Genomic DNA, 13,201 nt, shown 5'->3' with positions numbered 1-13,201 from the left:
AACTTATCTTTAACTGAGCTTTCAGATATCGATCGCTCCTGTTATTGGTTTGCGATCGATTATTCAGCAAGCCCTAACTAGCCAAGTCTAACACGTCTGCCGGAGAGAAATTGGGCAAATGATTAATAACTGCTGTAATTTTATCCGATATTTAAGTTAGCTCCGACATTCTTAGATGCTATTCTCTAGCCATTTTTATACATCATTAGTTGGTACTTTTGGCAATTATGTCCAAAATCCTGACAACAAAGTTGTGAGGGAGTAGCTGCTCGAAAGCAGCGCGAGATTTCCGGCAAACCTCAGCAAAATCCTCATCCGAAAGTTTATCGTGAAAAGCTTGGATATAATCTCCAATCCGATGAACTTCCGAAAAAGGAACGATAACGCAAAAATCTTCCCATTTCATCCCTCTCAACTCCGGTAACAATCTATTAGTATCAATGAAAACCGGAATTCTTCCTGCTGACATCACCTCCAAGAGCTGGTAACAGCCATTATCGTCTCCCCTCATCGCCAAGATATAAGCATTATTCTCGATATTTTCGATATACTCGGCTCTTTGGCGCTTTTTTTCTTCCAATGGCAGACTAAAAAACTCTCCCTTTCTTTCAATCACAGATGTTTGTAGATTTTTCGCTTTTCGCAATTCATTAATTATTTTTTTTCGGACTAATGCTGCAATCAACATTCGCCTTCCCAAATTCAAATTACGATTAACAGAAAGGTTGCCTGCCATCCAGTTAACCATAGAATCTGAAAATTTAATATAACGTAATATCAGCGAATTTAGTCGGGATGGATATTCACTATTTCCCACAAAACCGACAGTAGGAATTGATGGTTTTGAGATATTTACCTTCTCTCCTAATTCGTAAAGCCATTGGGGCGTAGGTATTGATTTTTCTTTTTTATCATTGTAAGTGGCAGATGCAAAAAATATTTCTCCTTGAGAAGGCTTAAACTCCATACTGTTTGAAAAAGTGACGAGAGTTCGTTGCGATCCTAATACTTGGCGTTTGAATTTATAAAATTCACCTTGCTTCTTAAAGCTATAATAACTTGAAATAAAATGTGGAGTCACCACAATCTTGCCTGCATCTGCCAATTTTGTAAATCGGTGAATCTTGACTAGATCCGGCAATTTATCCCTGAGCAAATTCCAAAACTTTAACTCTGGATTAGTGTCCGGCGGGCTGAGGTGCATTAGCAGTGGGGCTGGGCGTACACCAGGAAGTAGTAAATCTTCATTGATCCATATTTCCAGAGGTTTGTTAAGTTGGCTACTCATTTTCTTTTCCATGACTAAAGTTTTTGTTTACTTTCAACCAAAATCTTGACAGGCGGGGGACTCTCCCTGCCGGCAAGAATTTTAATATAGGCAATCAAAATTTTAAGAGCAGGGGGGTAGGGATACGCGAATCTAGAGCGTCTTACGTTTAATTAGAACGAGCTACTTCTCTGTTGGTTGCAGTTGCGCCCAAACCGCGCCCAAGCGTAACTGCAAACCCACTAAAATTCCGACAGCTAATCGACCTTAACAGCATCTTTAACCACAGGATGAATTAATACCGATCGCAAACCTTGGCGAATTTCCGAACTCAAATACCTGCGCTGCAAAAACTGCCATTTTTGCCAAGCTGCGTAGCGATTTTGTGCCAAAATATCAGCCAATTTCGGCAACTCTTTTTTCAGATCGCGATCGACAAAATCTGTCAGAAACTCGCCTAAAACTTCACTGTCTTGAATATCGCCCAAACATTCCTGAACAGCTTTCACATCTTCGACATAAACTTCGTAAGTCTCGCTGTAAAAATCCCCAAACAGATTCATCAAATAGCGAACCCGCTTCGCTTGCTTCCGCAAATCGTGCAGAATAGTTCCCTCTGCTGCTAACTTCTCTTCGACAGCCTCAGCATTCAAATCCTTAGCAACTTTAACTTTGCCATCCTCATATTCCGTGCCCAACAGCCAAGCCGGATGCAGGAAAAACTCACTGACTTGAGGTAACAGTAAATCCGGCAAAACCTCAGCAATTGACAAATGTTCGATCGCCCGATACTGCGGTTTTTCCAGCCAATCCTCGATCGACTGCTTCAGCGATTCGTAGGTTTTGTGCTCTAAAATCGCCCTCACCCCTTTCAAAGCCCGGTGGCGCTGTTTGAGCAAATTCAACAAAGCCTTATCCAAAACTTCCTGTTCGTCATCCGGCAAATTCGGGTAATAGCGGTTTTGGAGACTTTCGAGCATCACATCCAAATCCCTGAGCGTTCCCAGAATCCGCCCCACCTTACCAATTTTGCGCTCAGAAGCCTCTTTTGGCAAGTCTAAAACCGGAGCAAAACCCGTTACAGCCGATCGCAAACGTCTCAATCCCACGCGCATTTGATGAAGTTCTTCCGCGTCTTTGTCTTTGATAACTTCAGCCTCGTGCGCTACACTTTTGCGGAAATATTTCTCAATCGCCTCAGAGGCTGCGTCTCCGAGAGTTTTAACTTGAGTTTTAACTTTTGCTGATGTTTTTACGTTCATTGCAGGTGTAGACTCCACTTTTCTGATTGATTTCAATGCTTTTCTAATAAGGGGGTTATATCCTAGCACATATTTGAATTTATGAACCCCAGAAATTATAAATTTTAATTAATTCTCGATCGCACTTGCGACCTCAGAAATCCGGTTTCTTCCTATATTTCTCTAATTAAAACCCAGGATTTTTCGTAGAAACCAGGTTTCTAGCCCCCATGCGTAAGCCTTGTTAATGTAAGGTGCTGGACAATTTATCCAAAGTCAGCATTTAGCAATCTCAAATTTCAAATCTAAAATCTTCAATCTTCAATCTTCAATCTAAAATCTAAAATCTAAAATCTAAAATAGAATTACCCTCCCTCGCCCTTGGGCTAATAAAAATCCGATTTCTGGCGCTCTTTCCCAAACAGGTTAAGATCGCTGCAAACCGACATTTATTCGCCAAAAAGAGAGAGAGGGTGCGATCGGGAGGACAAGTTTTAAATTAAATCAAGCCAGCCCAGCTTGTCCGACTTCAAAGAGGCAGTTTAGCCTTTCCAGTCTTTCTGAGATTGTTCGAGCACGTAGGTTGCTACATCCTCAATTTGTTCGGGCTTCAACTTGGCGCCGAAAGCAGGCATAGCATTTTTGCCCTTAGTTACCTGAGTGGTAATAGCTTCGAGAGAATTCATGCCGTACTTCTCAAGAGCAGCCGATTTCAATGTTTTCTGGGCCATAACCACGTTGCCGCCACCGATGTGACAAGCAGCACAGTTCGAGCTAAAGATTTTAGCTCCTTTAGCAGCATCTCCTGCCAAAGCAGGGCGGCCAAAGCCCACGGTAAAAATTGCGAACGCTAACAGGGCGATCGATAAGAGTCTTTTCAACGCAGTTCTCCTCTAATGGACACGGAAAGGGTGATTCTTTAGATATTTTACCTGTTAAAACAGGCGCGATCGCGCAGTCGCATCGCGTTCTCCCGAGTAATTTACCACTTTTTTGCAGCGGTAGTTCAACTCTCAAAATTCTCCACGCCCCAGGCCGGAGCTTTCTGAGCGGCCCGGATCACAAAAGCCGCCAAATTTTCGATTTCTGCCTGCGGCATCCAGCTTTCCGGGACTTGGCGGCACCAAAAACTCTCCTCAGTACCGTCATAAGTCATCGGTTCTCTCAGAAACGCCACCAAACTATTGATGTTGTTGCGGGGAGGGGTCGCCCCCTTCAGGTCAGCCAAAGACAGAGATATCGTGGGATCTGGCAAATTAGCTCCTCCGACGTGACAATTCATACAACTTTGCTCGAACAACACCTTGCCCGCAGACAAATCCTGAGCCGAAAACAACCGAGTATTCCCCTGAGAGTCCAACTCCAAAGCCACAGGTTCGCTGGCTTCTAAATACCTATTCACGTAAGAATCGCCAGCAGCCAAAACAGGTTGAGGAGCCAACAGCACGAGCGGCAAAATAATTAACATCCCCAACAGAAAGCAGACAAAAACACCACGATGCAGCATAAGGGCGTAGAACTGTCAATAATTCACTAACATTTGCTCGCAAAATCGAATTTTCTTGTTTCACTCTGGCTTTCGTCGCCCTCAACCAGTCCACAAGCTTAAGTCGGCGGGTTCGACTGGCGAGAATCAATGAGCAGGGGGTAAATTTTAGATTTCAGATTTTAGATAGAAAAACAGCCAGCCAGCAATCCTTGCCAAACCCCAGCCCCATCCCAAATCCAAAATCCAAAATCTAAAATCTAAAATCGATTAGCGAGCGCCTTTGCCACCAGCCCACTGCTTGGCAACAATTTTCGGCTGCAACAGAATGTGACCGGCAATCGCGTACAAATCGTCATCCGAGAGATTTCTCATCTCAGCGAAAATATCCGCGCTCTTCATACTCGGATGCACTTCCGAAATTTCCTCAAACCCGTCATAAGTGGTGGGATTTTTCATAAAGTCCACCAGCGACTCAATATTATTCCGGGGCGGGTTGGCCAAAGCCAGAGTTTCCGGGCTCAAATTCAGGTTGGGGTCAGTTTTTGTCATGCCCGCAGCGTGACATTGAGCGCAAGCCGAATTAAACAGGCGTTTGCCTTGCTGAACTTGTTTGAGGCTCAGCACTACCGGAGCACCCTTGTCATTCAAAGTCACAGTGCGAAGTTCAGGACTCAGTTCGACAGCCATCGCACTGCTGACAAATAACTGAAATGTCAAGAATACAGCGGTCAGAGCAATTAAGTATCTTTTAAGCATGGTTCTCCTTAAAAAAATCCGGCAAATTATTGAACGCTAAGAGAGCATAGCTGGCAAACAGATTTCTGTTCAAAATTCCCTCTTTCTGCAACAACTGGCGAAAGTTAGTGCAGCCATACCTTTAAAGGTAGAGGAATTTTGCGATCTAATCTGCAAGAAGTTTTGAGTCGCGCCTTTTTTCGAGAGTAGACATAATTGCCTTAACATCCTCCAAAGCCAAACGGGTTTGAGGGTGCTTGTAGGCAATTTCCAACTCGTCGCACAAGCGGATCACGTCTTCAACAGGGACGTTGAAGTCCTCTGCTATTTCTGCGATGGACAGGTCTGCAAAACCCATAATTTTTAGGTCGCTGACAGGTCAAAATTGAGTTGACGGCTATTAACTGAAAGCCGGACAATTTCAGAAAGCGCTGTTAGCTTGTTCTGTTAGTTTGTTCTGAGATCTTGTTCGATCGCCAGCTAACTAACCGCTAACTGCGACTAGGCATTTTTGCCCAGCCCAACTTCAGGGCCAATCAACTTCCGATCAATATCATCCCACTGCTGCGTCGTTATTACCAATAGGACTTGCGCGCGCGGGGCTCAAAACCTAGTGTCTGCGTGAACGTCTCGCTAGCAAACTCAATATTTTTGCGAGAAACCGGGTTTTGAGCAATTGCTCAGAGATTTTTCGTCTCTCCCCCGGACTTACCAACAGACAATCATCCGGCGTTGCTGCTTAGGGAGAAAGCTTGAAAGCGTGAGTCTGCGGGGGCACAGCGTGGCCGTCGCTGCCATTGAGGGCGGACAATTCCGAGCCGCCCAAGAACGGCTGGGGCTGGTGGAGGCTGATAAGCTGACCGAGAGTTTTCTTTAATTGAGTCCGGGGTACGATCAAGTCTACAAAACCGTGGGCGAAGGAGTATTCGGAAGTTTGATAATTTTCCGGCAGCTTTTCGCGCAGAGTTTGCTCGATTACCCGGCCGCCCGTAAAGGCTACAGTAGCTTTTGGCTCTGCAATTATAACGTCTCCCAGCATGGCAAAACTGGCGGTGACGCCGCCGGTGGTCGGGTGGGTCAAAATCGGGATGTAAAGCAGTCTCGCTTCCCGATGGCGTTCTAGAGCCCCGGAAATTTTAGCCATTTGCATCAAGCTGAGCATTCCTTCTTGCATTCTCGCACCGCCAGAAGCGCAGACAATGAGCACGGACAAGCGTTCCCGCGTGGCGTGTTCGATGAGGCGAGTCAGTTTTTCTCCGACTACTGAGCCCATGCTGCCGCCGATGAACTGAAATTCCATGACTCCGAGGGCCACAGGCAAATTTTCGAGTTTGCCGATGCCTGTTTCTACGGCGTCTAGGTGGCCTGTTTTTTCTTGAAATTCTCGCAGTCGATCGCTATATTTTTTGCGATCGCGAAATTTTAGGGGATCTGTGGCGTGCAGTCCTTCGTTAATGGGCATCCAGGTATTGGGATCGATCAACTGCTCGATGCGATCGTCACTGTAAACTCTGATATGATGCCCGCATTCCAAGCAAACCATTTGATTTGCTCGCAGGTCTTTGGTATAACTCAGGGCATCGCAAGCTTCGCATTTATTCCAAAGTCCGTCCGCAATTTCTCGTTCCGGCCGTTCTTGGGAGTTCGGTACTGATTTTCGTCGATTTGCAAACCAATCAAATAGAGACATTAAAACTTGGTAATTGGTAATTGGTAATTGGTAATTTGGAATTGGTAATTAGTAATTGTTAGTTGTCAGTTGCTAGTTGTCAATTGCTAGTTGTTTAGTGACTAATGACTAATGACTAATGACTAATCACCAGATTCTGGCTCATCTTCAACTGGACTGATGAGGAGCGATGCTGTTCGCTGGTGTTGTGGAAGAACTTGCAGGGCTGTAGCACTTCCAGCACCCAAATAAGATGCTATGCCCAAGTCTACAATCCGGGCCGGGATTTGATGAGCAGCCAGGAGCTGCTGCATTAATTCCGCTTCCCAGCGAAAGCTAGTAGTTGTAAGTGTAATCCAAGACACGGAACAATTTTACCAATTTTTGAGACAGTATTATGTTCGATCGCTAGACTACCGGCAGATCAGAAACTAAAATTAGGGAAAAACAACTGCAAGTAAGTAGATAAGATGGCTTCGCCCCACAGAGCAGTAATTGCTGCACCGAGAGCCAGAAACGGGCCGAAAGGCATGGGTTGACGCCGATCGAGGAGCCCCAGAGCGATCGCCCCGCCACCGACAAAAGCCCCGGCTACACAGGCGATGAATCCCGCTAGCAGCAAGTATTTCCAGCCCAGCCAAGCTCCCATCAAGGCAGCCAATTTGGTATCTCCGGCGCCCATAGCATTCTGCCCCAGGCCGATCGTCCCGGCAAGTCCGATGGCGTCAAACAGCCACAACCCCACAACTGCTCCCGCGATCCCGTCGAGTACGAGATAGTGTACCGAGTCGATCGGACTAAATGTCGGCCACCAACCTTTCGCCACCTGGAAAACCAATCCCAGCACCAAACCCGATCGAGTTAAAGAATTAGGCAAAGTCATTGTATCGCAATCAATCAAAGACAAAGCCAACAGCCAGCTAAACAAAGCCCAAAAACCCAGAGTTTGCACTGTTACGCCAAACCGCCAAAAGATTAGCAAAAACAGCAAACCCGTAGCTGCTTCCACCACCGGATAGCGGGCCGAAATGCGACTGCGGCAGTGATTGCAGCGTCCCCGCAGCCACAGCCAACCGAAAACGGGTATATTTTCGTAACTTCTGAGTTGATTTAAACATTTGGGACAGCGAGAAGGAGGGTGTATCACCGACAAACCCGCAGGCAACCGATAGACTACCACATTTAGAAAGCTGCCAATAGCAGATCCGACAATAAAGACGATCGCCGTGACAAGGCAATTAAAGATTATTTCCATTAAGTTGTCTGTTGACTGTTCATTGTTGACTGTGATTATGTGTCACTTGTTAGTTGTTAGTTTTTAGATCGTGCCCGGTCAATTACCCATCATAAAAGGTGTTAATAGTCAAGAATGCAAGTTTTCATAAAATCCTGAAAACTTAGGCCTGCACTAGAAACCTATTTTATTGCGAGCGTTTGAGCGGACATAATATTAGTTACCAATGATTAATGACCAATTACCAATTACCCATTAATACATTTGAGATTCTATTTCGTCAAAAGTAACAAAACGTTCACCGGGCAACAAAACGGGCTGCGAAGCAAAAATTAGCTGACCTCGATCGCTGCCTTGACTGACAACTACACCGGCCGGACGCTGCATCTGGTCGGAATGCACTTTTAAATACATACCATAGGCCGATCGAGCAGCTTTGATCAAATCGGGAGCTAGCAAACTGTGACTTTCGGAAGTTTCTATCGTGGGTTCTGGGTTAGGTTGGTATGGGTTCACGGGAAACTTATCATAATGGTATTAAGTCGAGCTATTTGTGTTGCCTCTAGAGCGATCGAACTTACCTTATTTTTTAAGAATAGACTAGGTGGAAATTATTAATAGATTAACCTACAATCCTCCCTTAGCTGCGATCGAACTGCGGCTGCGATCGCTCCTTTCCGCCCAACTGTACGCTGCTGCGTGGGTAGATCCGTCCCCCGCAACGCTCATGGCGGTTTTCGATCACCTGCGCACTCTCCGCTACATCCTCCACGACTACGTACCCAGACCCGTGTCCGAATCTCCGCCAAACCCGGGCGAGGTACGCTACCAGTGGCAAACAGGCACCTTGTTGTTCACGGATTTGGCCGGGTTTACGTCGCTGTTGGAAGCGAATGCGGCCGAGGGGCGCAAGGGAGCTGAAACGCTGCTGGGGGTGATTAACGACTATTTTGCCTCGATGATTGAAATTGTCAGCAAATCGGGCGGGGACTTGCTGGAGTTTACCGGAGATGCGATGCTGGTGCAGTTTCTGTCAGGAATTCACCAAGAGGATACAGCGAGGGCGGTGCGGGCGGGTTTGCGGATGCAGCGGGCTATGGCTGAATTTGCCAATATTGAAACGGCGCGGGGTGTTTTGTCTTTGAAGATGCGGGTGGGCATCCACTGCGGCCGCTACATTAGTGCTGACATTGGTACCCCGCAGCGGATGGCTTACGTACTGCTGGGGCATTCTGTTCAGCAAGCCAAGCAAGCTGAGGGTTCTGGGACTGTGGGGCGGGTGTGTTTGACTGAAACTGCTAAAGAGTCTTTGGGAGAGGAATTTCGTTTTGAACCCGGGAAACCGGGTTATTTTTTGGTGGCGGACGATTTAACGGACGATCGACTCGGAGAGTATGATATCACTTTGACTCGGCGGCGGATGCCGAGTTCGGTATTGCTCGATCGCAGCGTTTCGGGCTTGGTAAAAGAAATCGGGGAATCTGTCAAGCGGCTTGAACCCCTTGCTAGTTATATTCCCAAAGCCATTCTGAGGCTGCTGGTGGAAAATGCTGACAGGCGGAAAATCCCGCCGGATTTTCCTGAACCGACGGTGATGTTTGTCAACTTGATTGGTTTACCGGAGTCTGTGGACAAAGCTTCGCCGGAGGAAGAAGTCAATCTGGTAGTAAGTTTTTCTCGGGTGTTTGCGTCGATTGATGCTGTAGTGTCAGCTAAAGGGGGCGTGTTGCAAAAAGTAACGGCGCACTTAGAGGGTTCGGATATGCTGATTTATTTTGGCGTGCCCGACGCTCACACGGATGACACCAGCCGCGCGGCTAGTGCGGCGATTGCAATCCGAGATATGATTGCAGCTTTGCCTCCGGTAATTATCGGGGGTCAAGAAATAAAAGTAAGCTGTCAAATTGGGCTATCCCTGGGGCCGGTGTTTGCTGCTGAGGTTGGGGAACCCCGAGGGCGCAGGGAGTTTAATATCCTCGGCGATACGGTGAATACGGCGGCTCGGTTGATGAGCAAGGCGGGGGAAAACCAAATTTTGATTGCTGAAAGGGTGTGTGAGTCGATCGAGCTAAACTTTATTTGCGAGGCTTTGGGAGATGTTTCTCTGAAGGGGAAATCTGCTCAAACTCCGATTTTTGGATTGCACGGTGCAAAGGTGGAGAGGGGAAAAGGGAGCGTTTAAATAACTTTGCTGGGCAATAGCTGTGCAAGTTTTATGCTTCACAAAGGCAAGTACAGCACAACCGCTTTCCACTCTGACTCCTCAATCTTATTTTTCTAATGTTGGTTGTACGATATATCATCAGAAAAACCGCCGCGAAAGTCACTCGCATAGACTAAACTCCGATCGATACTTCACCGTTCCGCTGCAATCCTGCAAAGCTCCACTTTCTAACTCTAAAACCATAAAAGCTTCATCGGGCACATCATATTCGCATTTCAAGCTCTTGCTACTAGCAGGAACGAACCCAAAACGCGAATATAAATCTGGATCGCCCAGCACAACCACGGCCTGAAATCCCGATCGCCTGCACTCTTCTAAACCCTGCTGGATCAGCAGCGTTCCTATACCTTGGCGCTGATATTCGGGAAGAACTGCGACTGGTGCCAACCCCAGAATCGACAAATTGCTAGAACATTTTCCTTCGACGACAACCGGACTGAATAAAATGTGTCCGACAATGCGATCGGATTGGACGGCAACGAATGAAAATGTAGCTGCTATTCCCCGCAATCTATCGACTAAGTTTGCCTCATTTTCTCGCCCGAATGCCGCAATATTGACGTTGCGAACGGCTTCTAAATCTTCTGGTTTTTCAGTACGAATATTCATAGTTTAAATTTATTAAATTAGTAAAAACTTACAACTCTTCAATAGTAACCAGTCCACCTTCTGTAAACTGTACAACCAGTTCATATCCATCCAGCAAAGCAGTTCCAAGTAGCGGTCTTGCTCCTGTTGCAAGTACGCGAACATCTCGCTCCTCTGCATTCCAAAGAATCGTAGCGGTATGTACCGGAAGCACTACATTGCTATTGTCAGCCAGATTCGCACGCATATTGTACTCAAAAGGCAACCCCAAGATGGATACAACTTCCAGAGGTAAGCAGAGAAAGTCGGTAAATCCTGTGTCTATCACAAATTCAATTGTAATGTCGGGTCGATCGGGCAGACGAAATACTACAGAAACCGTCGCGTGCCTATCCGTTACGATTCCGGAAATCACTTTGAAACCCGCTCCATCACTCCACCAATTGCAGCCGCCACCTTGTACCCAATCCGAATCCCAAATAACCGACCGTTCGGATTCTTTTTCCGCAACTGCCGTGCTGATTCTAAACCCATTTTGTCTACTGCGTAATCGCCTGTTTCGATATCAATAATAACCATTTTGCCGATATTCTCTTCTCGCTCTACTTCTTGACGGATTTTCTCATCGTAGAGCTTCTCGGCACGCCTTGCAACTTCTTCGCTGCTCAGGACAATGGAGCTTTGCATATTCCACCTTTCGATCGCGATAGTAATCAAATTATAGCGCCCCTCAAGCCTTTTTCCTCTTTTTGAGCCATGTATTTTTGGCAACACATGATGCAACTACTGACAGATTCTTGCCCAATAGCCAAAGTCTATCTCTTCCAATCTTTACCCGAGAAGCCGAACCGCTTAACTCTCCTTATTGCGGCACAAGCTGACTGGAAGACAACCGCTTAATACCCTCCATCGCTGTAGTTTCTCCGGCTTTGTCACCGCCCTCGCGAGCAAGTTTCAAAGCTCGCTCGTAGGATTCGAGAGCTTTGTCATATTGAGCGAGACTTTCATAAATCGCACCCATATTGTTGAGCAAGCGTCCCATACTTGTCTTGTCGCCGATTGCTTCTAACATTGGTATTGCTTGCTGAAAATAGATCAGCGCTTGAGTATCTTTGCCGAGTTTGCGAGAGGTAAGTGCCATGTTGTTGAGGAGGCGGCCGACGCCAGCCCTATCTCCGATTTCCCGGCGAATTGCTAAAGCTTGGTGGTAAAATTCCATCGCTCTATTAAAGTCGCCGATGTTGTAGTAGACGCCGCCCATGTTATTGAGGGTACGGCCTAAATCGCGGCGATCGCCGGAGGTCGTGCGAATCGTGCGCGCTTGTTGGTAAAATTCGATCGCCTTGGCGTAATTTACCTGTTGTGCATACACCGCCGCAATGTTGTGAAATGATTCTGCTATTTCAATTTGGTCGTTGGCAGTTTTGGCAAGTTCTAAAGCTTCTTGGTGCAGTTTCATCGCTTCGTCAAACTTATCTGCAATCCGGTTGACGAAACCGATGAGATTTAGAGTGCGCGCGATACGAGGCCCTTCGCCGATTTCTCGGTGAATGATTAAAGCTTGCCGCAAAACTTCCAAAGCTTTGGGCTGCGAACCCATTTCGGCATAAACTTCCCCCATATTATTGAGCGTTTCTCCGGTTCCCGGTTTGTCGCCTAGTTGCTTGCGAATTGCCAAAACTTGCTCAAAAGTTTGAATTGCTTCTCGAAACAAACCCTCGCGGTACTGTTTTAGTCCTGTTTCAAAGAGTTTGTCTGCTTGCGTTTTAGGGTCTGTTGCTTGGGCGTAATCGCTCGCTTGGGCGCGCCTCGCATTTATAATTGGGGCATAAGCCCGAGCGTCTGAAATTGCCAGCAAGCTGAGTGCCGGCCATAAAACAATACTTATAGCTGCGAGATAGCTGAAGTGGTAAGAGCGGCAGTGCACCGATCGAGTCCTCCAATAGCCAAGTGATAACTATTAAGATAGAGCTTTTTGGGGTGCTCCTGCCGAATTTTTTCTCAATCCCTAGGTTCTGACTGGGTTTTTGTCTTGCCTGACTGTCAGAATCAGCGGCATATTGTTGAGAGCGGATATGACAGCAAAGTTTTTGCTAGGTGGAAGCGATGCTTTTTCCTGGCTTTGCAAAATGATGTCCTGTTGGTCAAGCGTGATCCAAGCAGTTCCTGACAAAACTTGAATTTCTCGATGATTTTGAGGCAATCTGTATACCTCGTTTTCCATTAGAATAATGCGATCCTCTTCGAGGGCTCCGCTAACGGGCGCTGCTAACTCGGAAATTCTTTGAAGCATAGTATCTCCTTTGAAATTAAACCATCAAAAATCAAAAATTCACAATTATTGCCTCATCACTGAAATCTTTGCATTTGCCAATTTTTGTAGCGGCGGATTCACCAATTCCTTTGATGACGGCAAACAACCTAAATAAACCCGGTTCCATACAAGCGACAATCGACTATTGGCAGTAACGCCGATCAAGCCAAGCGCGCATTTCATCCTCAGTTGCCACACAAGTAGAGCGACCTGTAGCTCGATCGCAACCGTGCCACCAAGTGTTACCATCATTATCTGATGTCTGCCAAATTCTTAGCTCGTCTGGGCCAGCAGTGGCGACTATGAAAAACTGCCAAATTTGATTCATAACCCAAAAGAGCGATTGCCATTTCTGTTTTTCGGAAGGTTTTGCTCGATCGGCAATCGAAAAAACTTTCATTTTTGGGGTATCGATCTGATTTTTGCAAGTAGACATAGCC

At 46.5% G+C, this 13,201-nt stretch carries 17 protein-coding genes; 1 reads left to right on the top strand and 16 read right to left on the bottom strand.

Annotation, left to right across the window (positions count from 1 at the left end; translation table 11 throughout):
* Nucleotides 1-205: 205 nt before the first annotated feature.
* From QUA13_RS07020 to QUA13_RS06975, 10 genes are all read right to left on the bottom strand, one after another.
* Entirely contained in the window at nt 206-1,300 is a 1,095-nt protein-coding gene (locus tag QUA13_RS07020; protein WP_333197658.1) for a hypothetical protein, read from the bottom strand.
* Nucleotides 1,301-1,524: 224 nt separating this feature from the next.
* Complete coding sequence (locus QUA13_RS07015; RefSeq protein ID WP_333197657.1) at nt 1,525-2,529, bottom strand: CHAD domain-containing protein; 1,005 nt, start codon at nt 2,527-2,529, stop codon at nt 1,525-1,527.
* A gap of 521 nt (nt 2,530-3,050) precedes the next feature.
* Nucleotides 3,051-3,389 (bottom strand): cytochrome c6 PetJ, encoded by a 339-nt coding sequence (petJ, locus tag QUA13_RS07010; RefSeq protein WP_333189471.1) that lies wholly within the window; start codon nt 3,387-3,389, stop codon nt 3,051-3,053.
* A gap of 125 nt (nt 3,390-3,514) precedes the next feature.
* Nucleotides 3,515-4,015 carry a photosystem II cytochrome PsbV2 gene (gene psbV2 / locus QUA13_RS07005; protein WP_333197656.1) on the bottom strand — a complete coding sequence of 167 codons (501 nt, stop codon included), beginning with the start codon at nt 4,013-4,015 and terminating at the stop codon, nt 3,515-3,517.
* A 249-nt stretch (nt 4,016-4,264) separates the two neighbouring features.
* Complete coding sequence (gene psbV / locus QUA13_RS07000; protein WP_172185108.1) at nt 4,265-4,753, bottom strand: photosystem II cytochrome c-550; 489 nt, start codon at nt 4,751-4,753, stop codon at nt 4,265-4,267.
* A 145-nt stretch (nt 4,754-4,898) separates the two neighbouring features.
* Complete coding sequence (locus tag QUA13_RS06995; protein WP_006633443.1) at nt 4,899-5,090, bottom strand: hypothetical protein; 192 nt, start codon at nt 5,088-5,090, stop codon at nt 4,899-4,901.
* A 381-nt stretch (nt 5,091-5,471) separates the two neighbouring features.
* Nucleotides 5,472-6,422: an acetyl-CoA carboxylase, carboxyltransferase subunit beta gene (gene accD, locus QUA13_RS06990; protein WP_333197654.1), complete on the bottom strand. Its 951-nt coding sequence runs from the start codon at nt 6,420-6,422 to the stop codon at nt 5,472-5,474.
* Nucleotides 6,423-6,544: 122 nt separating this feature from the next.
* Nucleotides 6,545-6,766 (bottom strand): hypothetical protein, encoded by a 222-nt coding sequence (locus tag QUA13_RS06985; RefSeq protein WP_333197653.1) that lies wholly within the window; start codon nt 6,764-6,766, stop codon nt 6,545-6,547.
* Between the two features lie 59 nt (nt 6,767-6,825).
* Complete coding sequence (locus QUA13_RS06980; RefSeq protein WP_333197651.1) at nt 6,826-7,656, bottom strand: prepilin peptidase; 831 nt, start codon at nt 7,654-7,656, stop codon at nt 6,826-6,828.
* 234 nt (nt 7,657-7,890) lie between these two features.
* Nucleotides 7,891-8,151, bottom strand: coding sequence for a hypothetical protein (locus QUA13_RS06975; RefSeq protein ID WP_172185099.1), 261 nt, complete (start codon nt 8,149-8,151; stop codon nt 7,891-7,893).
* Nucleotides 8,152-8,239: 88 nt separating this feature from the next.
* Between QUA13_RS06975 and QUA13_RS06970 the strand changes: the two genes are divergently transcribed.
* A complete protein-coding gene (locus QUA13_RS06970) occupies nt 8,240-9,817 on the top strand; it encodes an adenylate/guanylate cyclase domain-containing protein (protein ID WP_333197649.1) in 1,578 nt (525 codons plus the stop codon).
* A 141-nt stretch (nt 9,818-9,958) separates the two neighbouring features.
* Here the strand turns inward: QUA13_RS06970 and QUA13_RS06965 are convergent, their stop codons facing one another.
* The 6 genes from QUA13_RS06965 to QUA13_RS06940 form a co-directional block, all read right to left on the bottom strand.
* Nucleotides 9,959-10,468, bottom strand: a complete 510-nt coding sequence (locus tag QUA13_RS06965) for an N-acetyltransferase (protein WP_333197648.1) — start codon at nt 10,466-10,468, stop codon at nt 9,959-9,961.
* A 28-nt stretch (nt 10,469-10,496) separates the two neighbouring features.
* Nucleotides 10,497-10,862 (bottom strand): clan AA aspartic protease, encoded by a 366-nt coding sequence (locus tag QUA13_RS06960; protein ID WP_172185093.1) that lies wholly within the window; start codon nt 10,860-10,862, stop codon nt 10,497-10,499.
* Nucleotides 10,859-11,134, bottom strand: coding sequence for a hypothetical protein (locus tag QUA13_RS06955; protein ID WP_333197647.1), 276 nt, complete (start codon nt 11,132-11,134; stop codon nt 10,859-10,861). Before QUA13_RS06955 ends, QUA13_RS06960 begins: the two co-directional genes overlap by 4 nt.
* Before the next feature lie 175 nt (nt 11,135-11,309).
* Nucleotides 11,310-12,374 (bottom strand): tetratricopeptide repeat protein, encoded by a 1,065-nt coding sequence (locus tag QUA13_RS06950; RefSeq protein ID WP_333197645.1) that lies wholly within the window; start codon nt 12,372-12,374, stop codon nt 11,310-11,312.
* Nucleotides 12,375-12,455: 81 nt separating this feature from the next.
* On the bottom strand, nt 12,456-12,740 hold the full coding sequence (locus tag QUA13_RS06945) for a hypothetical protein (protein ID WP_333197644.1): 285 nt from the start codon (nt 12,738-12,740) through the stop codon (nt 12,456-12,458).
* A gap of 163 nt (nt 12,741-12,903) precedes the next feature.
* Nucleotides 12,904-13,197 carry a hypothetical protein gene (locus QUA13_RS06940; protein ID WP_333197642.1) on the bottom strand — a complete coding sequence of 98 codons (294 nt, stop codon included), beginning with the start codon at nt 13,195-13,197 and terminating at the stop codon, nt 12,904-12,906.
* Between the last annotated feature and the right edge of the window lie 4 nt (nt 13,198-13,201).

The sequence above is a fragment of the Microcoleus sp. S28C3 genome (genome assembly GCF_036700785.1).
GTDB classification, from domain to species: domain Bacteria; phylum Cyanobacteriota; class Cyanobacteriia; order Cyanobacteriales; family Microcoleaceae; genus Microcoleus; species Microcoleus asticus.
Note: the sequence above shows the minus strand (reverse complement) of the source record. Positions and strands in the feature narration are given on the sequence as shown.

Bases quoted from the DNA above. Each gene is read 5' to 3' on its own strand.
- accD (WP_333197654.1), bottom strand. From the start codon at position 6,422: ATGTCTCTATTTGATTGGTTTGCAAATCGACGAAAATCAGTACCGAAC.
- QUA13_RS07020 (WP_333197658.1), bottom strand. From the start codon at position 1,300: ATGGAAAAGAAAATGAGTAGCCAACTTAACAAACCTCTGGAAATATGG.
- QUA13_RS06995 (WP_006633443.1), bottom strand. From the start codon at position 5,090: ATGGGTTTTGCAGACCTGTCCATCGCAGAAATAGCAGAGGACTTCAAC.
- psbV2 (WP_333197656.1), bottom strand. From the start codon at position 4,015: ATGCTGCATCGTGGTGTTTTTGTCTGCTTTCTGTTGGGGATGTTAATT.
- QUA13_RS06940 (WP_333197642.1), bottom strand. From the start codon at position 13,197: ATGTCTACTTGCAAAAATCAGATCGATACCCCAAAAATGAAAGTTTTT.
- psbV (WP_172185108.1), bottom strand. From the start codon at position 4,753: ATGCTTAAAAGATACTTAATTGCTCTGACCGCTGTATTCTTGACATTT.
- QUA13_RS06955 (WP_333197647.1), bottom strand. From the start codon at position 11,134: ATGCAAAGCTCCATTGTCCTGAGCAGCGAAGAAGTTGCAAGGCGTGCC.
- QUA13_RS06945 (WP_333197644.1), bottom strand. From the start codon at position 12,740: ATGCTTCAAAGAATTTCCGAGTTAGCAGCGCCCGTTAGCGGAGCCCTC.
- QUA13_RS06980 (WP_333197651.1), bottom strand. From the start codon at position 7,656: ATGGAAATAATCTTTAATTGCCTTGTCACGGCGATCGTCTTTATTGTC.
- QUA13_RS06965 (WP_333197648.1), bottom strand. From the start codon at position 10,468: ATGAATATTCGTACTGAAAAACCAGAAGATTTAGAAGCCGTTCGCAAC.
- QUA13_RS07015 (WP_333197657.1), bottom strand. From the start codon at position 2,529: ATGAACGTAAAAACATCAGCAAAAGTTAAAACTCAAGTTAAAACTCTC.